The sequence below is a fragment of the Gordonia heveisoli genome, from assembly GCF_030315745.1.
In the GTDB taxonomy this organism is placed as follows: domain Bacteria; phylum Actinomycetota; class Actinomycetes; order Mycobacteriales; family Mycobacteriaceae; genus Gordonia.
Map to the genome: position 1 here is coordinate 48,121 of NZ_JASXSH010000013.1, position 21,392 is coordinate 69,512.

Genomic DNA, 21,392 nt, shown 5'->3' on the forward strand with positions numbered 1-21,392 from the left:
GTGTGGAAGCGATGTCTGAACTGAATACCGACCAGCCAGCGAATGCCACATCCGCGTCCCCCGAGACGACGGATGCGGAGCAGTCGACCACACAGACCGTGTCGTCGGAGACCGCGCAGGCCGGCGGTACCTCCGGGGAGACCGTGAGCGACGCGGCGGGAGGCGACCTGACGGTCGCCGAATTGCGCGACTGGCTGCGTGACTGGGTGTCCACGGCAACCGGTTTGCCCGCCGACCAGATCCCCGAGGACCGCCCGATGGAGGAGTTCGGTCTGTCCTCCCGCGACGCCGTGGCGCTGGTCGCCGACGTCGAGGACAAGACCGGTGTCATCCTGACCGCGACGGCCGCCTACAACCATCCGACGATCGCGATGCTCGCCAAGCGCATCATCGAGGGCGATCCGGACGAAGGTCTCGACGACGTCGCCGACACCTTCTGGCAGCGCGACCGCAACGACGCCGACGACATCGCGATCGTCGGGTTGTCGACCCGCTTCCCCAAGGCCGGGCATACCCCCGAGTCGACGTGGGACGCGCTGATCACCGGCCGAGACGGTATCTCGGATCTGCCCGAGGGGCGTTGGGCCGAGTTCTGGTCGGATCCGCAGATGACCGAGGTACTCGACAAGCGCAATCTGCGCGGTGGCTACCTCGACGATGTGAAGTCCTTCGACGCCGACTTCTTCCAGATGAGTCCGCGTGAGGTCGAGATGGTCGACCCGCAGCAGCGGCTGGCGATGGAACTCACCTGGGAGGCGCTCGAGCACGCGCACATCCCGCCCAGTGATCTCAAGGGCGGGGCGGTCGGCGTCTTCGTGGGTACCTCCACCAACGACTATCAGCTGCTCGCCGCGCTGGGTCTGGGCGAGGGATCCGACGAGACCGCGGCCTACGCGCTGACCGGTACCGCGACGTCGATCATCGCCAACCGTGTCTCCTACTTCTTCGACTTCCACGGACCGTCGCTGGCGGTGGACACCGCGTGTTCGTCGTCGCTGGTTGCCGTGCATCAGGCGGTCCGGTCGCTGCGCTCGGGTGAGTCCGACGTCGCGCTCGCCGGCGGTGTCAACCTGATCCTGACCCCGGCCGCGACCGTCGGTTTCGACACCATCGGCGCGGTCGCCAAGGACGGGCACATCAAGGCCTTCTCGGCCGATGCCGACGGTATGGTCCGGTCGGAGGGCGGCGGCATGTTCGTCCTCAAGCGGATGGCCGACGCCCGTCGCGACGGCGACGACGTGCTCGCGGTGATCGCCGGATCGGCGGTCAATTCCGACGGCCGCTCCAACGGCATCTTCGCGCCGAATCCGGAGGCTCAGGTCGACGTCCTGCGCGACGCCTACACCGATGCCGCGATCGACCCGCGCAGCGTCGACTATGTCGAGGCGCACGGGACCGGAACCATCCTCGGTGATCCGATCGAGGCGGACGCCCTCGGCCGTGTGGTCGGCCGTAACCGCACCCTGGGTGCCCCGGCGCTGCTCGGCTCGGCGAAGACCAATTTCGGGCACATGGAGTCGGCGGCCGGTGCCGGAGCGCTCGCCAAGGTGGTGCTCTCGTTGCAGCACAACCAGATTCCGGCGTCGCTGAATTACGCCGGACCCAATCCGTACATCCAGTTCGATGCCAACGGTCTCAAGGTCATCCCGGAGATCACCGAGTGGCCGCGCTACTCCGGCCACGCCATCGCCGGTGTCTCCGGCTTCGGTTTCGGTGGTACCAATGCGCACCTGGTCGTCCGCGAGGTGCTGCCCACCGATCTCGCCGACCCGGCCCTGGGACCCGCGGAGCTGGGCGAATCCGAACTGCTCGCGGAGGAGTCGCAGCAAGGAACGAGTGGCGACGTCACGACGGACGACGATGACGACGACTACCTGACCGAGGCCGAACGCGCCATCCTGGCCGCGCAAGCCCGGCAGACCGAGGCCGTCGTCGAGGCCGTCGAGGTAGATCCGGCCGCCGGCTTCGCGCCCTGCGCCGCCGAGGGTTCGGCTGTGCCGCTGGTCATTTCGGCCTTCCTGCCGTCGCGTCGCCGCAAGTCGGCCGCCGATCTGCTGGCCTGGCTGGACTCCGATGCCGGGCAGTCGACCCCGCTCGCCGACATCGGGCGTGCGCTGGCGCGCCGCAATCATGGCCGTTCCCGCGCCGTGGTCATGGCACGCACGCATGAGGATGCGGTCAAGGGTGTCCGCGCGGTCGCCGAGGGCAAGGCCAATCCGCTTGTGTACGTTGCGGATTCGCCGGATGCCGCGTCGGCGGTATGGCTCCTGTCGGGCTTCGGTTCGCAGCATCGGAAGATGGCCAAACAGCTCTACACCGAGAATCCGGTGTTCCAGAAGTACGTCGACCGCGTCGACGCTCTCATCGAGAACGAGCTCGGCTATTCGATCGCCGCGATGTTCCTCGACGACGAGCAGACCTACGCCATCGAGACCTCGCAGGTCGGCATCTACACGATCCAGGTCGCGCTCGCCGACACCCTGCGTCACTTCGGCGCCGAACCCGGTGTGCTGGTTCCGCATTCGATGGGTGAGGCGTCGGCGGCCTACATCAGCGGCGGTCTGTCGCTGGAGGACGCGACCCGGGTGATCTGCCAGCGTTCGCGACTGATGGGTGAGGGCGAGTCGATGCTGACCGGCGACGACATCCGCCTGATGGCACTCGTCGAGTACAGCGCCGAGGACATCAACGACGTCCTGGTCGACTTCCCCGACCTGGAGATCTGCGTCTACGCGGCGCCGACCCACACGGTGATCGGTGGCCCCGAGGCGCAGGTCGACGCGATCGTCGCCCGTGCCGAGCAGGAGGGCAAACTCGGTCGAAAGCTGCAGACCAAGGGTGCCAGCCACACCTCGCAGATGGACCCCATCCTCGGCGAACTCGCCTACGAGCTCACCGGAATCGAGCCGCTACGGCCGACCGTCGGGTTCTACTCGTCGGTCGACCGCGAGACCTTCTACCGGCCCGGCCACGCTCCGGTCCACACCATCGACTATTTCCTGAAGGGCCTGCGCCACAGTGTGTGGTTCTCGCAGGCGATCGCGAAGTCGGTGGAGAACGGACACCGGACCTTCATCGAGCTGTCGCCGAATCCGGCGGTCCTCATCTCGGTTGCCGCGGTGACCTTCTCGGCCGGTCTACACGACGCCGAGCTGATCGAGACGTTGCGCCGCAAGGAGGATGAGAGCTTCGGTCTGGTCAACGCCCTGATGAAGCTGTATGTCCACGGGCATCCGGTCGACGTCGGTTCGCTGTTCGGTTCCGGTGCGTTCGCCGACATCCCGCGTACCCGGTTCGAACGTAAGCCCTACTGGCTCAAGGCGGTACTCGCGTCGGGTGGTTCGGCGGGTCGTGTCCCGGGGTCGCATGTCGCGCTGCCCGACGGCCGGCACGCCTGGGAGGTCAACGCCGCCGCCGTCACCGATCCGCGTGAGCTGGTCCGATCGGCTGCCGCGCAGGTGCTTTCCGCTGCCACGGTGGGTGCCGCCGTGACCCATGCCCCGATCCCGGCCGCCGGCACCGTCACCACGACGCTGTCCCCGCATCCGGGTGGGGCGTCGGTGACCGTGCATGCCAAGGCGGATCGCAACTTCGCGCTGCTGTACGAGGCGGTGGTGACCGGTGACATCACCGGTGAACCCGACGCTGCCGGTACTCCGGTCCCGGTGGACCAGACCACCAGGGGTGCCGAGGTTTTCGCCGACGACAAGGTTGTCGTCGAAGATGAGGTCGTCGATGACATCGGCAATCGGTGGGATCCGGCATCGGGTGAGTCGGTCGGAGATCGGCTGGCGATCATCGTCGGCGAGTCGATGGGCTATGACCCCGAGGATCTGCCGCGCGAGATTCCCCTGATCGAGCTCGGCCTCGACTCGCTGATGGCGGTCCGTATCAAGAACCGCGTCGAGTTCGAGTTCGAGATCCCGCAGCTGCAGCTGCAGGCGATGCGTCAGGCGAATCTGGCGGACGTGCAGAAGTTCGTGGAGTTCGCGGTCACCCATCGTGACCAGCTCGACGATCTCGACAATGCCGCCGGCGGTGGCGAACTCGATACTGCCGCCCTCAACGCCTACATCGACGAGCAGAATGCCAAGGAGGCGGCCGCCCAGCAGTCCACGGCGGCCGACGAGGCCGCCGCGAGCGCCCCGGAACCCGTCCAGACGGCACCGGAGCCGGTCACCGTCGAACCGGAATCTGCCGAACTGGAACCTGTTGGGCCGGAACCTGTTGGGCCAGAATCTGCTGCGGTTGAGACGGATTCGGTCGCCCGACCCGCACCGGCGAAGACCGATCTGACCGATCAGCGCGCCGTCGCCGAAGCGGCGGGCTCCGATGTGCCGCCGCGTGACGCTGCCGAGCGTCTCACCTTCGGCGTGTACGCGGTCGTCACCAAGCGGTCGGCGGGCGGCATCTTCAACAAGCTGCCCGTGCTGGAAGAGGAAGTCGCCCAGCAACTCACCGACCGGCTCAACGAACGCACCGGCGGCGAACTCGACGTCGAGGACATCCTCGACTCCGAAACCATCGAGGAGATGTCGGACTACGTCCGCAAATTCCTCGACGCCTCCGCCGACACCGACGGTTTCCTGCGGTACCTCCGCCTCGACGGTGACAAGAAGTCCTACGATCCGGCCGCCGGTGATCCGACGCCGATCCTGCTGTTCCACCCGGCAGGCGGCAACACCTCGGCCTACGAGGCGCTGCTCAAGCGGCTGCCCGAGGATCAGCCGGTGATCGGTTTCGACCGGGGCGTCGAGGGTTCCATCGAGGACCGGGTGCGCGAGTACCTGCCGCGTCTGCGTGAGGTGCAGCCGAATGGGCCGTATGTGCTCGTCGGCTGGTCCTTCGGTGGCGCACTGGCTTACGGCTGCGCCCAGGTCCTGCGCGAGCAGGGGCAGGACGTCGCCTTCGTCGGTCTCATCGACGTGGTCCGTCCCCGTGAGGACATGACCGAGAACGCCGACACCAAGCGTGCTCGCCTGGAGCGGTGGAAAGAGTTCGCGATCCGCAACTACGACCTGGACGCCGACATCCCGATCCCGATGGACCGACTGGTGGAAGCCGACGACGAGGGTCAGTTCCAGATCATCATGGAGATGATGTCGATGTCGGGGACCAAGATCCCCGGCGGCATCATCGAGCATCAGCGGACCTCGTTCATCGAGAACCGGGCGCTGACGAATATCGCGCCGACTCCCTACGGCGGCAAGGTGGTTCTGTACCGGGCCGACAAAATGCACGCCGGGGCGATCGAACTCGAACCGCAGTGGGCCGAGATCGACGAGGACGGCCGTTGGGGTGAGGTGGTCGACGACCTGGAGATCCTGCACATCGGTGGTGACCACCTGTCCATCGTCGACGAGCCCTACATCGCGAAGATCGGTGCCGACCTTTCCGACCGTATGCGCGGCCTCGGCAGCGAGCGGTCTTGATATGAAGGAGTGCGAGTCCCGTCGGGGAGTCGAGCACAAGGAAGTGAATGAGCGTGACTGATACCACCGCAGGCAAACTCGCCGATCTTCGGCAGAAGCTCGAAACGGCCTTGGAGCCGGGCGGGGAGAAGGCGATCGCCAAGCGGGCCGCCAAGGGGATTGCCTCTCCGCGGGAACGTTTGGCCATGCTCTTCGATCCCGGCACCTTCGTCGAGATCGGTGCCCTGGCGAAGATGCCGGGTGCGGCGCAGAGCGGCTACGGCGACGGTGTCGTCACCGGACACGGCCTGGTTCACGGCCGTCCGGTCGCTGCGTTCTCCCACGACCAGACGGTGTTCGGCGGCACGGTCGGCGAGATGTTCGGACGCAAGGTAGCCGCACTGATGGAGTGGGCGGGCAAGATCGGCTGCCCGGTGGTCGGCATCAACGACTCGGCGGGCGCCCGAATCCAGGACGCGGTCACCTCACTCGCCTGGTACGCCGAGATGGGTCGCCGTGGTGACCTGGTGTCGGGTCTGTCCCCGCAGATCTCGGTGATCCTGGGCAAGTGTGCCGGTGGCGCGGTGTACAACCCCGCCAACACCGACATCCTGGTGGCCGTCGAGGGCAAGAGCTACATGTTCGTCACCGGCCCCGACGTCATCAAACAGACCACCGGCGAAGAGATCTCGGCGGAGGATCTGGGTAGCGCGCACAATCAGGCGCGATGGGGCAACATCCACCACGTGGCCGCCGACGAGCAGGCCGCGTTCAGCTGGGTGCGCGAGTATCTGCAGTACATGCCGTCGAGCGCGTATGAGCGGCCGCCGGTGATCAACCCGGGGCTCGAACCCGAGATCACCGAGTCGGACCTGTCGCTCAACAGCTTCATGCCGGATAACGACAACGCCGGTTATGACATGCACGACATCATCATTCGGCTCTTCGACGACGGTGCCTTCCACGAGGTCGGGGAGTTGTTCGCGCCCAACATCATCACCGGGTACGCCCGCGTCGACGGCCATTCGGTGGGTGTGGTCGCCAACCAGCCGAGCGTGATGGCGGGCACCCTCGACACCGATTCGTCGGAGAAGGCAACGCGATTCGTGCGGATCTGCAACGCCTTCAACATCCCGCTGGTCTTCCTGGTCGACACGCCTGGCATCCTGCCCGGCCTGGTGGAGGAGGCCAAGGGCACGATTCGCCGGTCGGGCAAATTCATCTTCGCCTACGTCGAGGCGGACGTCCCGAAGATCACCGTGGTCCTGCGCAAGGCTTACGGCGGCGCCTACGCCGTGATGGGATCCAAGCAGCTCGGCGCGGACATCAACTTCGCCTGGCCGACGGCCAAGATCGCCGTGATGGGTGCCGAATCGGCGGCTGCGGTGCTGACCCGTCGCCAGACCGAGGGTCTCTCGGCAGCGGACGCGGACAAGGTGCGGCGCGACTTCATCGACTTCTACAACGTCATGATGGCGACACCGTATCTGGCCGCCGAGCGGGGCTACATCGATGCGGTGATCGAACCCGCCGAGACCCGGCTCCAGTTGCGCAAGGCGCTGGCGCAGTTGCGTGACAAGGAGATGCTGCGCACCCCGCGCAAGCATTTCCTGATGCCGATCTGATCCGCCCGATCAGTTTCATCTGAGCCGAAAGCCGCCGGTCGCGCCGAACTCGACCGGCGGCTTCGCATTTCGGGCATTACCGCCGGAACGCGGCGAGACGCCACCGACCGCCTTACGCTCTAGTGGTGTCGACTATCAACGGGATACCTGCGCATCCGCTGTTCGTTCATTTTGTGGTGATCGCAGTCCCGGTCACCGCATTGCTCGCCATCGTCGTGGTCTGCTGGCCGGCCGCCCGGCGCTACCTCGGCATCTTCCCGGCGATCCTGGCGTTGCTGACGCTGATCGCGGTCCCGATCACCACCTCGGCAGGCGAATGGCTGGAGGACCAGATCGCCGCACAGGGCCCGGTTCCGCAAGCGGTTGCCGATCACGCGGAGAAGGGCGACACCCTGATCTTGGCGGTAGGGCCGCTGTTCGGTCTCATCGCGCTGTGGTGGTTGCTGTTCTACGACAAGGTCATCGACCGCGTCCCGCTGTCGCCCGCGGTTGTGCGGGTGGTTCGGATCGTCGTCGGGGTACTCACCGTCGTCGTCGCCATCGCAGCCATCGTCGCGGTCATCCGGGTGGGTGACTCTGGCGCACATGCTGTTTGGGGTCGCGACGGCTAGGGGCGGACCTGTGCCCTGAGGAACCCCGACGATGGCTGGGGCTCCTCAGGAAGTAGCTCGTCAGTACCCGCTCGAACGCATCGGCGCCGGGTCGTACATCCCCGACCGCCGGGCGGTGCCGAGGTTCAGTTCCGCCGGGGGTGCCGGGGCGATTTCGGTGAACCGTTGCAGTCCGCCCCAGTCCCGGCCCCAGTCGTTGCGCAGGTAGGTCGGCAGCAGGGTGGGACGCAGCATCGCCTCGGTGATACCCAGCGGCCCACCGGCCTTCCCCGACATCCAGGTCTGGCTGTTCTTCCGAGTGGCTTCGGCGTCGGGCATGATGCGCCACTTGGGCACCTCGAGTACGCCGTTGCTGACCTTCATCGGCTGTTGGCAGGGGAACACGAAGCCGGGCAGCCAGTCGATGAACACCGGGTCGGTGGTGCCGACCACGTCGTTGAGGGTGGCCAGCGCGCCCACCCGTGGCGGCGTGATGGCGACCCACTCCGATGGTGCGCCCGCGGTGTCGGCGACCTGAACCCGCACGACCGTGGCCTTGGACGGGGCGTCGGCCAGCGGGAAGCGGAGGTTGCGCCACGTCGGTGCCTCGCCGATATCGATGGGCGACATGACCCCGACCGGGGTGACGCGACCGTCGGCGCCGACACGCCCGAACTGGACGGTCACCTTCTGCCCCTGATGGATTGCGCCGATGCCGTCCACGGCCTGGACGGAGCCGGCGACCGCGATCGTCAGCAGCGGGGCATTCTCCGCGCGCGTCGGCAACTGATACCAGTCGGTGGTCAGCGAGGCGGTACCCGTCGGTGACCCGAAGGAACCGAGCACCGGGGTCTTGGCCGGGTCCAGGGCGAACGGCAGCCGGACGGACGATCCGTTGACGCCGCGAACACCACCCTTGCCGCCTTCGGTGCCGCCCTGGGCGGACGCGTTCTGGTCGTCGGAGGCATTGGCGCCGGACGTGTCGTCCGAACCGTCGCCATCCCCACCGTCGGTTCCGCCGTCGTCGGTCGACGCCGGGGCGGTGCTCTGTCCGGTTGTGCTGTCGCCCTTTTCAGTGGCGTCGACGGACAGTTTGTCCGGGACCCCGTCGGGGGTGAACCCGGCGGGGTCCGCCCCGGCGAGTGCGGCCGCGACCGTGGGTGCCGGTGCGCCGTTCACCGCCGCCGGAGCCAGCAGGCCGGCAGTCGGATCTGATTCGACGAGAACATCATTGGCGAGACCGCAGGAGTTTCCGGTCAGTGCGCGGGCATTGGATTTCGCCCACGACCACGAATCGCGTTGCTCGTAGGCGCCCTTGGCGAAGGAGGCGACCATGAACACCACCACGAATCCGGCGATCACCGGCAGAGGCGAGAACTTCAGTCGCGTATACCAACCGGTGCCACCGCGGGTGCGGGTCCGCTCGTCGACGAAATCGTCGCGGAAGTGGAACCACAGGCCGACCAGGGCGGTGAGGATGGCGAGGACCATGAAGGCCCAGCCGAACTTGATCGGTCCCAGGGCAGGCGGCCGATCCCACCACGGAATGCCGTAGCTGCCCACGAACCACCAGCCGTTGGTGCCGGTGAACGCAATGCCGGTGACGGCGAGGACGGCAGCGGCGAAGAAGGTCCGGTTGCGCCTCGACCGCAGGATCGCCGGAGCCATCATCGCGCCCGCGGCGGCGGCCAGGCCGGCCGCGATACCCGCGTACACACCGAAATGGTGAGTCCACTTGGTCGGCGTGAAGGAGATGAAGAACATGGTGCCGAGCGTGACCGCGACGAGACGCCAGATCGGGGCGCGGGCAACCCCATTGGGGTGTTCGCGGCGCAGCAGCCGCAGCAGCACGACAACCAGGCACAAGATCATGACCAGGATGCCGAAACGGCGCGCCAGGGTGCCGTCCGCGGTCGGCAGGATCAGGTAGTAGTAGCGCACCGGCTCCTGCCACCACTCGAGCGTCGGGCCGACATCGGTGGCGACCTTGTTGCCCGCGATCAGCGGGGCGAGCGGCTGGTCGGCGAAGATCTGGAACAGCACCGCGGTCCCGGCGGCCAGGATGGGGGCGAGCATCGGTACCAGCCCATCCCGCTTGCGGCGGGTGACCACGGTCTTGACGATCGGACGGATACCGGCGAGAAGGGCGGCCACGGCCATCAGACCGCCCGGTGCCAGGGCCAGGGTGAAGGCGGCGGTGACCACCGCCACCGCGTACGGCAGCAGTCGTCGGGTCGCGATGGCCCGCTCCACACAGCACCACGTGAGCAGTGCTCCGACCGCCTCGGCGGGTTCGGGACGCAGACCGTTGTTGTACGGCAACCAGATTGCCAGGAACACGAAGGCCGCCGACCATACAGCCGGGGTGCTGTTGCGCACCGCACGGCCCAGACGGGGGATGACCTCGCGGCTGATCAGCCACCAACCGAGCAGCCCGAGCAGGAAGGCGGGCAGGCGCATCCACGGTGCGGCGACGCTGATGTGCGACATGGCGGCGATGACCTGGAAGTGCCAGCCGAAGGGATCCTGGGGGACGCCGAAGTAGCGGAAGTAGTTGTCCGCGTAGCCCGCGTCACCGGTGATTCGTCCGACCACGAAGTTGTAGCCGTCGTCGGAGGTGTTGGCGCCCATGAACCACCACAGCGCCAGGATGACGAAGACAGCGACGTCGGGGCCGCGGATCGTCCACCAGCCGGTGGGCAGAAAACGCTTGTGCGCGCGATCGTCTCGCCGGTCCAGGATGCCCAGCGCGACCAACGACAGGATGGTCAGGATGATGCCGACGACGATCACCGCGATCTTCAGTGCCGTCGGCGAGCTGACATATCGGGTGTCGATGGTCGCGTGCAGCGACAGGCCGTCGCGGGAGGCGCCGGACGGCAGATCGGTGTAGACGCCGACGACCTGCGGACGCATCTCCTGGTCGGGATTGCGGAAATCGTGCCGCCCGGTGTCACTGCCCGGAGCCTCGATCTTCGCTGTCACACCGTCGCCGTCGGCGCGGATCGCGATGCGGCAGTCGGGGTTCGACTGGGCCTGCCGACGCGGCGTGTCCAGGATGACGACATCACGGTCGGTGACGGTGATGGTGTCCGGGGTGGCGACGATGAACAGTCCGCGGGCCGCGGCGTCGGCGCCCTGCGCGGGAATCGTCGACAGCAGCACCCCACCGGCAGGCGGCAGTTGGGTGGCCAGCGCACACGGCACCGCCACATCCATGTCGATGGGGACGTAGGAGACGAGCGGTGCGGCGACATTCGACACCCCGTCACCCTGCGGCCAATTCAGTTCCGCGGTGGTCTGATTCACCGGGAGCAGCGGTGTCGCCAAGGCCATCAGGAAGCCGAGCAGGCCGGTTACCGCCGCGATGAGCTGCACCCGACGGTAGTTGCGGGCGCCCGTCGACGGCGGTGCCGCATCCGTGCTCACCGCGCCGTTCGCGTCTGCGTCCTGCACCGGTTGCTCCGCATCGTTATCGGGGGTGGCTGGCTGGTCTGGTGTCGGGTGATCACTCATCGGACTGCGGCTCCACCCGGATCGACGGTGACCGCGACCAGCCCCAGTCGGTGACGTCGCGGGTCGTGGTGCGCACCATCGGCGCCTCGACCAGCGGGGTCAACCGTTCCAGCGCTCCCCAGTCGCGCGCCCAGTCGTCCTTGAGATAGGTGGGGACGGCCATCGGTTTGGTCATCGCCTCCGACACCGACAGCAGACCGCCGTCGACGGTGGCCTGCCAGGTCTTCGACTGCGAGTTGGTCGTCGGGTAGTCGGGCAGGATGCGCCAGCCCGGTACCTGCGCCACCCCGTGGCGCACCTGCATCGGCTGCTGGCACGGGAAGTGTGCGGCCGCACTGAAGTCGATCAGCACCGGGGTGTCCCGCCCGACCACCTCCTGCAGGGTGCGCAGGCGCGGTGCACGAGGCGGGGTGATCCCGATGAACTGATACTTGCCCAGGTTGTTGTCGAGCAGGGACAGCCGCATGACCCTGGCGGCCGGCGGTGCGGCAGCCATCGGCACCCGCAGGTTGCGCCACGGACGGTTGGTGATGACCGGCCCCGGATCGATGGGCAGCACGTCGGGGCCAAGCTGCTGGAAGGATCCGTCGGCGCCGGGCCGACCGAACTGCACGACCAGCTTCTGTCCGAAGGTCCGCACGCCGAAGGTGTCGACCGTGGACACGGCGCCGGCGGTGGAGAACACCAGCAGCGGCGACACCGAACGGTCGGTGGGCAACTCGTACCAGCCGGTCGTCAACCGGGCCTCACCCGGATGGTCGAAGCTGCCGAGCACCGGTGTGGTGGCCGGATTCAGTCCGAACGGCAGTGCCGCGGTCGACCCGTTGACGGTTGTGGGGCCGGTGCCGCCGGTGGTGCCGGCACCCAGACCGCCGGTGATCGCGAACGGCTTGGAGAAGCTCGCCGAGACATTCATCTGACCGGGACGCTGGCTGCCCGGTTCGGGCAGCAGATTCGGTGCGATGCCCTGCGGCGTGAAGCCCACCGATTCGACGCCGCTGCCCGCGCCTGCCAGAGCGGCAGACGCCGACGCCCCGCCGACCGGGACGAGCATGCCGACGTTGGCATCGGGTTCGACGAGCACCGAGTCGGCCAGCCCGCAGCTGTTGCCGCGCAGGGCGTCGAGATTCTCCGACAGCACGGTGGGTGCGGGGTGACGGGCGACCGCGGCCTTGGCGAACAACAGCAGTTCGGCGACCACCATCAGGCCGGCGACCAGTGCGATCGGCGACGATGCCACGAACAGGCGGCGGCGGTCGGCGGTGCTTTCGCCGGGGCCGTCGTCGGTGTGGGCGAGGCCCCGGTTGGTCACGTAGTCCAGCCGCAGGTGCTGCCAGACAGCTATCGCACCGGCGATGACCGCGAGCACCAGGAACAGCGTCGACACCTCGTAGCCGGCGAGCACCGGGGCACGGTCGAACCAGGAGATGTCGTATTCGTAGACGAAGGGCCAGGAGTTGTATCCGGCGGTGGCCGCGGCGAGCGCGAACAGCAGACCCGACACGAAGACGGTGAGGTTGCGCGCCGATCGGGCTGCCGATTGGGCGACGGCCAGCGTCGCGGTGGCCGCGATCGCCGCCCCGAGTCCGGCGAGCACGCCGAATTGGATGGTCCACTTGGTCGGGGTGAACGCGAACAGCAGCAGTGTCACCCCGATCGCGCCGATCAGACGCCAGGTCGGACCGAAGTCGATGCCGCGCATCTTGTTGCGCCGCAGCATCACCGCCACGGTCACGATGAGTGCGGCCAGCAGCAGCAACACCGGCACGCGCCGGGTGAGCGCACCGTCGTCGGTGGGCACGGTGATGAAGTAGTAGCGCAGGAATTCCTGATGCCAGCTGATCACCGGGCCGATCTGATAGCGCAGCTTCATCGCCTCGGCGACGGTGGCCAGGGTCTGATCTCGGAAGACGACGACGGCGATGACCGATCCGGCGGCGGCGATCGGCGCCAGCAGGGCAGGTAACCCCGACTCGCCGCGCCGGTCGATCAGGATGCGCAGCAGCGGCCGCGCGGCCACCAGCAGAATCGCCACCCCGATGACACCGTGCGGGGCCAGCGCGAGGGTCGCCATCGCGGCCAGCGCGGCCAGCGCCGCCGACAACATGCGGCGGGTGGCGATGGCGTGTTCGGCGGCCCACCAGGTCAGCAGCGAACCGAGCACGATGATGCCCTCACTGCGCAGACCGCTGCAGTAGGGCAGCCAGAAGGCGATGAAGGTGAGCGCGGCCGCCCAGATCGGCCAGCCGCCGGCCCGGACCGCCGGTCCCAGGCGCGGCAGCAGCACCCGGCTGAGGATGAACCACGACACCAGCCCGGCGACCAGTGACGGGATGTGCATCCACAAGATCGTCGGCGAGACCGATGCCCAGTGCGCCAGGAAGGAGTAATACCAGTCGAACGGGGCTTCGGGGATGCCGTAATAGCGGTAGTAGTTCGCCAGGTAGCCGAAGCCGTCGGCGGTGCGCCCCATGTTCAGGATGTAGCCGTCGTCGGGTCCGCCCGCGCCCAGCAGCGCCCAGATCAGCAGGACGACCGTGACCGTCACGTCGGTCGGGCGCGGCCGCAGCGCATGCCACCACGCGCCGGTCCGCGCGAACACGCGCCGGTGATAGCCGTGGATCCGGTCCAGGAGGAACAACGCGATGAGCGCGACGATCACCGCGATGACCGCGAGCGCCATGACCACCAGCTTGATCGCCGACGGCGAACTCTCATAGCGGTTGTCGATCTGCACGTGGAAGCGGAGCCCGGCGGCGGCATCCGCGCTGACCTGGCTGCTCGGGATCGGCGTGAACACGCCGTCCACCTGCGGGCGCTTCTCCGGTGCCAGCGTGGTGGCCGGACCGAGTCCGACGAACTGGGCGCCGGGACCGGTGGGGGCGGAGAAGATGTGCAGAGCGCGGCAGTGTGCCAGGTCGCTGCGTTTCGCGGTGGCCGCGACGGTGTTGCGGAAGCTGACCGAGACGGTGTCGGAGGTGGCGCTCACCCACAGCGCCGACGCTCGGCTCTTGGGGGCGGTAGCGGGCATCGTCGACAGCAGCGGCGCGCCGGTGGCCGCGGGGGACTGGGCCCACGCCGCGAGGACCGGGCACGGGATGGTGGCGTCGAGCGCGCGCGGGGTCTGCGCGATCAGCGGTGCGGACACCGAGCCGGTCGGTGCCGACAGGTCCTGGCCGTGCGGCCAGTCGAAGGAGGCGTCGGTGGTGTGCACCGGCAGCAGCGGGGTGAGCGCGGCGAAGACGACGCCGAGTACGCCGGCGACGATGGCGACCAGTCGGGCCGTACCCGCGGAGACCGGTTTCGTCGGCCGGGCCGTCTCGGGAACGGGGGACGGATCTGTCTGCGGCACGTTGTCAGATGGTATGCGACGCGTCTGAGAGGACCTAAGACGGTGGCTCTGTGTGGCGGGTGGCTGACGTGCGCGAACCCGACCGACGCCGATTCCCGGCGCCGACTCCACTAGGGTTCACCTCTGATGACTTCACCCGCCACGGAACCGGCCTCGGACGAGACCGTCGATCCGAGAACCGAGCCCTCCGTGGCGAGCACGCGCCCGTGGGCGCTGGCCGCCGTTGTCGCCGCTGCCGTCGCGATCCTGTCCGCGATCCTCACGCCGCTGCTACCGGTGACCGTGCAGACCGCGACCATCGACTGGCCGCAGGCGGGCAATACGTCGGTGACGGCATCGCTGGTCACCCAGACGGCCGCCGACCTCGACATCACCGTCGGCTGTCCGACTCTGCGGGCGGCCGCCGCCGGCGCGACAGACAAGCCGGTCGTGGTGGTGGCGACGATGCCGTCGGCCGGGCAACGGGCCGCGGACAAGGCGCTGTTCGTCACCGCGGGCGCCGACGCGACGACGGTCAACGTCCGCGGCAAGGAACTGCTGCGCATCCCGACCAAGACGCTCGCCTCGTGCACGTCGCTGCATGTGTGGGCGTCGCCGACGGCGCTGGGCGCGAAGGCGATCGGTACACCGCTGGCCGGGACGGACGATCCGGCGAACAACCCGCAGGTGTCGGGTGTCTTCACCGCGTTGGAACCGGCTGCCGTGGCCCGCGCGGTCGATGGTGGGCTGGCCGTCCGCATCGACGTCGACAACCGGTTCGAGTCGTCCCCGTCGGTACTCAAACTGCTGGTGATGATCCTGGGTGTGATCGCCGCCATCGTCACCTTCGTCGCGATCGCCGTGCTCGACGTCCGGCGCGGCTATCACCGCCGCGTCGGCAACATCGACCTGCGGCGGCTGTTCGCCCCCCGCGTTGCCGACATCGCGGTCACCGCGGTGCTCGTCATCTGGCATTTCCTCGGTGCCGGATCCTCGGATGACGGCTACATCCTGGCGATGGGCCGCAACAGCCAGGACGCGGGCTACCTGTCGAACTATTACCGCTTCCACGGCATCCCCGAAGCCCCCTTCGACTGGTATTACTCCTTCCTCGCGCACTGGTCGGACATCTCCACCTCCGGGCTGTGGATGCGGTTGCCCGCACTCGTCGCAGGCCTGGTGTCCTGGTTCATCCTCAGCCGCATCCTGCTGCCCCGGCTGGGTGGTGCGGTGCGTCGGTCCCAGTGGGCGATGCTCACCGCGGCGGCCGTCTTCGTGGCGTTCTGGATGCCGCTGTGCAGTGGGCTGCGCAGTGAGGCGATCATCGTGCTCGGTTCGCTGCTGACCTGGTGGGGAGTCGAACAGGCGGTCGCCACCCGGCGAATGCTGCCCGCGGCGAGTGCGGCGCTCGCCGCCGGACTCACCCTGGCCGTCGCACCGCACGGTCTGATCGCCGTCGCCCTGCTGATCGCCGGATCGCGGCCCATGCTGCGCACGCTGCGCCGCCGCCGTGCCGAGGACGGGCTGCTACCGCTGCTCGCTCCGATCGCGGCCGCCGCCGCGGTGGTGATCATCGTCGTGTTCCGCGACCAGACACTCGCCACCGTCGCCGAGGCGGTACGGATCCGCTACACCGTCGGCCCGACGCTGGTCTGGTATCAGGAACTGCTGCGGTTCTACTTCCTGTCGCTGACCACCCAAGACGGCAGTCTGGTGCGTCGCGTCCCGCTGCTGCTGTTCTTCGCGGCAGTGTTCGTGACGCTGGCGGTCATGTTGCGGCGCAAACACATCCGCGGTGTCGACCCGGGTCCGGTGTGGCGGCTGATCGGGGCGTCGTTGCTGACGGTGCTGCTGCTGTCGTTCACGCCGACCAAGTGGACGGTGCAATTCGGCATCTACGCCGGGCTGGCGGCCGCGATGGCCGCGGTGGCCACCGTCGCGGTCGCCGAGTCGGCCCGACGCTCACCACGCAACCTGTCGATGTATGTGGCGGTGCTGATGTTCGCGTGCGCGGTCGCCACCGCGGGTAAGAACGCGTGGGGCTGGGCCTACGACTTCGGCATCGCGTGGTTCGACAAGGCCCCTGAACTTGCCGGCATCCCGCTGTCGTCGGTCTTCCTCGTCCTGGCCGTGGTCGGGCTGGCCGTCGCGGTGTGGTTCCACCTTCGCATCGACGTCGACGCCGAACGCGGGGTGGTCCGCGATGGGCCGGCACCGTCGTCGCGACTGCAGACGGCGGTGGCGTCGTCCCCGATGGCGATCATCGCGGTGCTGGTCGTCCTCGCCGAACTGGCGCTGTTCACCAAGGCGGCCGCCACCCGCACCGACACCTACACCACCTTCAGTGCGAATATCCGCGCGCTGACCGGGGATACCTGCGGCATGGCGCAGGACGTACTCGTCGAACGCGACCCGAACCGCGGGATGCTCACCCCGGTCGGGACCACCGACATCTCCGCGGCCCTGGCCGGGAAGTCCACCGGCTTCACGCCCGACGGCGTCGCACCCGACCTGATGCCCGATCCGACCTCGCTGGGTGCGGGCACCATCAACACCTCCGGCAACCTGGCCCGGCCCTTCGTGGTGGCCGGCGGCCCGCCCGGCACAACCGGCGGCGTCGGACCGACCGGGGTGAACGGTTCCACCGCCGCCCTGCCCTTCGGCCTCGACCCCGACACCACACCGGTGCTGGGGAGCTTCGGCCACGACAACGAATCCGCCGAGCTCACCTCCGGCTGGTACCGGCTGCCCGCGCGCGACGCGTCGTCGCTGCTGGTCGTCACCGCAGCCGGACCGATCTTCTCCGTCGATGCCGACGGTGCCCCGACCCCCGGCCGCTCCCTGCGGATCCAGTTCGGTCGTCCCGGTGGCCCCGACGGGTTCACCGCGACCGGACCAGGTGTCGCGCCCATCGATCCCGGGCCGGTGCGTCCGAATCGCCCGTGGCGCAATCTGCGCATCCCGATGTCGGCGGTGCCCGCGGGTGCGACGGCGATGCGGATCGTCGCCTCCGACACCAACGTCAGCCCCGACCAGTGGCTCGCGTTCACCCCGCCGCGCGCCCCGCAACTGGACACGCTGCAGGATGTCGTCGGGTCGTCGGATCCGGTGCTTCTCGACCTGTCGGTGGGCAGCCAGTTCCCGTGCCAGCGTCCGATGACCACCCGCCACGGCATCGTGGAGGTCCCGATGTGGCGCATCGTGCCCGATCAGACCACCACCAACTCCAAGTCGAAGACCTGGCAGGCATCCATCAACGGCGGCCTGCTCACCACGTCCGAGGCATTGACCACGCCGACCACCATGGCGACCTACCTGCGCAACGACTGGTACAGGGATTGGGGTGGCCTGCAACGACTCTCACCGCTGGTACCCGATGCGATACCGGCCAGGGTGACAACCGGAGAGAAGACGACCTCGGGGCTGGCGCGCCCCGGCGCGATCAGGGTGGTGCCGCAAGATGACTGACCGAACTGTCCGCACGGCGAAGATCGTCGCGGTGGTGGCCGGTGTGCTGGGTATCCTGTTGGCCCTGGCCGCGCCGTTCCTGCCGGTCAAGTACAGCAAGACCGAACTGGTGTGGCCGCAATCGGGCGGCATCGTGAACGTCGCCGCGCCCAACGTGTCCTATGTCCCGGTCGACATGGACATCTCGGTGCCCTGCGCGCTGGCCGCCGATCTGCCGAAATCCGGTGGCGTGCTGCTGTCCACGGTCCCCGACACCGGTGTCGAAGCCGGTAAGGTCGGCCTGTTCATCCGGGCCACCTCCGACCGCCTCATCGTCACCCAGCGCAACGGTGTGTTGCTGAGTGTGCCGCGCGCACAGGCACAGTCGACGCCGGGCTGTCGGGTGGAGATCACCTCCGACACCAGCGGTACACGTGGTTCGGTGCAGGGATTCGCCGGCGACGACGGCACCCAGAACTTCGCCCTCGACGACCCGGATGCGCGCCCGCAGATCATCGGTGTCTACACCGGACTGCCGAAAACGGCGTCCGCCGAGGGTCTTTCGTTCCGATCCACCATCGACACCCGGTTCAGCTCCAGCCCCACCGCGCTCAAGGGCACCCTGCTCATCATCGGCGTCCTGGCGACCATCGTGTCGATGCTCGCGCTGGCCGTCCTCGACGCCCGCGACGGACGTCGGGTGCGACGATGGCTGCCGCGCCGCTGGTGGCGGCCGCGGATCGTGGACGTGGTCGTCGTCGGGGCGCTGGTGTTGTGGCTGTTCATCGGCGGCAACACCGCCGACGACGGATATCAGGTCACCGTCGGCCGGGTCGCCCCGGACGCCGGCTATCTGGACAACTACTACCGGTATTTCGGTGCGCCGCAGGACCCGTTCGGCTGGCACTACCAGTATCTGGCGTTGTGGATGCAGGTCAGCACGGCGACACCGTGGCTGCGATTGCTTCCGCTGCTGTTCGCGCTGGTCGCCTGGTTCCTCATCAGCCGCATCGCCATTGCGCGTCTGGGCCGTTCCGTCCGCGTCAACCAGGCCGCCTATTGGGCTGCGGGACTGGGTTTCCTGGCCGTGTGGCTGCCGTTCAACAACGGCCTGCGGGTGGAGCCGATCCTGTCGGTGGGGGTCCTGCTGACCTGGATTCTGGTCGAACGGTCCATCGCCACCGGCCGGTTCTTCCCGCTCACGCTGGCGATCCTGTCGGCCGCATTCACCCTCACCATCCATCCCGCGGGTGCGATCGCGATCCTGCCGTTGCTGGCGGCGCTACGGCCGCTGGTCAAGCGGCTGCGTATCCGGGCACGGCGCGATGGATTGCTGCCGTTGCTGATCCCGGTGCTCGCCGCCGGGATGGCGGTGCTGTTCGAGATCTTCGCCGACCAGCCGTTGGCCGCCATCCGCGAGGGCATCACGGTGCAGGGCATCGTCGGGCCCACCAACAAGTGGTGGACCGAGGGGATGCGCTACTACATCCTGCTCAACCCGACGCCCGACGGTTCGATCGCCCGCCGCATCGGCATCTTCGTGACGTTCCTGGCCGCCGCCATCATCGTCCTCGTCCTGCTGAGTAAGCGGCGCGTTCCGGGTGTGGCGTCGGCGCCGCTGTGGCGGTTGCTCGCGGTGTCTGCCGGTGCGGTCGCGGTCCTCGCCTTCGTCCCCACCAAGGCCACCCATCAGATGGGCGCCTTCGCCGCCCTCACCGGTGTCTTGGCCGCGGCGGCAACGGCTTTCCTCACCCCCGCGGTGATGCGACGCCGCTGCAACCGTACCTTCGTGGCCGCGGCCGCCGCCTATGCGCTCGCGGTGGCCTTCGCCGGCCGCAATCAGTGGTGGTACGTCGGCAGCTACGGCATCCCGTGGGGTGACGACACCCCGAATGTTCGCGGCATCGGGCTCTTCGTGCCGATCCTGCTCGTCGCCGTGGCGCTGACCGCCTACGGTGCCTGGCAGTACTACCGCGATGACCGTCTCGCGGCGGCCGGTGCAGACCCGGCGCCGGCCGAAACCGGTTCGCGCGTCACAGGTGCGGTGCGCGCAGTGCCCACCTATTCACTGGCGATCATCGCCGGATTCACCATCGCCTTCACCTTCGTCTCCTTCGCCAAGGCGATCAACACCCAGCGTGACTCGTGGTCGTGGGCGAGTGCCAATGTGGACGCCTTCCGCGGCAAACCGTGTGCGCTGGCGGAGGCGGTACTCGTCGAAGCCGACCCCAACACCGGTCTGCTGAATCCGGCGAAGGTTGCCGGACAGTCGAATCCGTCACCTGGAGCAGCGCTGGCCGGTACCGGTTTGACCGGCTTCGTCCCCGACGGTGTGTCGGCACACCTGGAGAGCGATGCCGAGACCGAGGCGGACGGATCCAACGAGATCGACCGCACGCAGACCGATCCGACCAAGCCGCAGGAGAAGCCGACCGGAACCGCGGGCTCGGCGGACACGGGAGGCGGCACCACCGGTACGCGCGGTGTCAACGGATCGTCGGTGCGGCTGCCGTTCAACCTGGACCCGACGCGCGTGCCTGTGCTCGGCACCTCCGGAATCCCTGGTGGCCGTGGTCATTTGCAGTCTGATTGGTATCAGCTGCCCGAGCGGAGCGCCGACCGTCCACTGGTCACCATCTCGGTGGCCGGATACATCGAGTACATCGACGAACTCGCGGTCCGCCACCCGGGACAGAAGCTGCGACTGGAGTTCGGCCGCGTCGAACCGGACGGTCGGGTCACCACGGTGGCCTCGATGATCCCGCTCGACCTGGATGCGGCACCCGAATGGCGCAATCTGCGGTTCCCGCTCGACCAGGCGCCGCCGCGGGCGAGCGTGGTGCGCGTCGTCGCGGACGACACCTCCGCCGACCCCCGGCAGTGGCTGGCGCTCACCCCACCGCGGGTGACGGAGTTGGTGACTCTGAATTCGCTTGTCGGAAGCGAAGATCCGGTGCTGCTCGACTGGGAGGTGGCATTTGCCTTCCCGTGCCAGCGACCGGCGACGGTCGTGCATGGGGTGCTGGAGACGCCGAAGTGGCGGATCACCCCCGACGCCGAGGGTGAACGGGTCAACTCCCGTCGCTGGATGGCCGGCGACTACGGCGGTCCGTTGGGCATCGTCGAGAACGAGCTGCGTCCGACGGTGTTGCCGTCATACCTGCGCAACGACTGGGCCAAGGACTGGGGCAGCCTGCAGCGGCTGACCCCGCTCAAGCCGCAGGTACCCGCCGAACTGGTCGTCACCGACGACGTCCGGCCCGGCTGGTGGACCCCCGGACCGATGCGCGCGGTCAAGAACTGACCCCGGCTCCTGAAAGTAGGGGACGAACGTTCCTCCCCCAGTTTCGCAACCTTCCCCGAGTTACAACCGGGGGACGAAGTCGAAAGTCGGGGAAGAATGTTCGGTCCCCGGGTTCGGCGGCGGGCCCTGGCACGCGGGCGGGGCGGGGCATCGTCGCCCACCGAAAGT

Annotated in this window: 7 protein-coding genes; 5 read left to right on the forward strand and 2 right to left on the reverse strand. The window is 68.2% G+C overall.

Going from position 1 to position 21,392, the window contains the following annotated elements:
• The first annotated feature begins 11 nt into the window (after positions 1-11).
• The 3 genes from pks13 to QSJ18_RS12930 all read left to right on the forward strand — a co-directional run bounded on the left by pks13 (position 12) and on the right by QSJ18_RS12930 (position 7,647).
• On the forward strand, positions 12-5,432 hold the full coding sequence (gene pks13 / locus QSJ18_RS12920; protein WP_286326897.1) for a polyketide synthase Pks13: 5,421 nt from the start codon (positions 12-14) through the stop codon (positions 5,430-5,432).
• A 53-nt stretch (positions 5,433-5,485) separates the two neighbouring features.
• Positions 5,486-7,036: an acyl-CoA carboxylase subunit beta gene (locus tag QSJ18_RS12925; RefSeq protein ID WP_286326985.1), complete on the forward strand. Its 1,551-nt coding sequence runs from the start codon at positions 5,486-5,488 to the stop codon at positions 7,034-7,036.
• Positions 7,037-7,161: 125 nt separating this feature from the next.
• Positions 7,162-7,647 carry a DUF2231 domain-containing protein gene (locus QSJ18_RS12930; RefSeq protein WP_286326898.1) on the forward strand — a complete coding sequence of 162 codons (486 nt, stop codon included), beginning with the start codon at positions 7,162-7,164 and terminating at the stop codon, positions 7,645-7,647.
• Positions 7,648-7,707: 60 nt separating this feature from the next.
• On the opposite strand, the gene QSJ18_RS12935 is transcribed toward QSJ18_RS12930, so the two are convergent.
• Positions 7,708-10,962, reverse strand: coding sequence for an arabinosyltransferase domain-containing protein (locus QSJ18_RS12935; protein ID WP_286326986.1), 3,255 nt, complete (start codon positions 10,960-10,962; stop codon positions 7,708-7,710).
• A gap of 172 nt (positions 10,963-11,134) precedes the next feature.
• The gene (locus QSJ18_RS12940) at positions 11,135-14,494 is read right to left on the reverse strand and encodes an arabinosyltransferase domain-containing protein (protein WP_286326900.1); all 3,360 of its coding nucleotides are present in this window, start codon (positions 14,492-14,494) and stop codon (positions 11,135-11,137) included.
• A 126-nt stretch (positions 14,495-14,620) separates the two neighbouring features.
• Between QSJ18_RS12940 and QSJ18_RS12945 the strand changes: the two genes are divergently transcribed.
• Both QSJ18_RS12945 and QSJ18_RS12950 read left to right on the forward strand, forming a co-directional pair.
• The gene (locus QSJ18_RS12945) at positions 14,621-17,941 is read left to right on the forward strand and encodes an arabinosyltransferase domain-containing protein (RefSeq protein ID WP_286326901.1); all 3,321 of its coding nucleotides are present in this window, start codon (positions 14,621-14,623) and stop codon (positions 17,939-17,941) included.
• The gene (locus QSJ18_RS12950; protein WP_286326902.1) at positions 17,934-21,224 is read left to right on the forward strand and encodes an arabinosyltransferase domain-containing protein; all 3,291 of its coding nucleotides are present in this window, start codon (positions 17,934-17,936) and stop codon (positions 21,222-21,224) included. Before QSJ18_RS12945 ends, QSJ18_RS12950 begins: the two co-directional genes overlap by 8 nt.
• Positions 21,225-21,392: the final 168 nt, after the last annotated feature.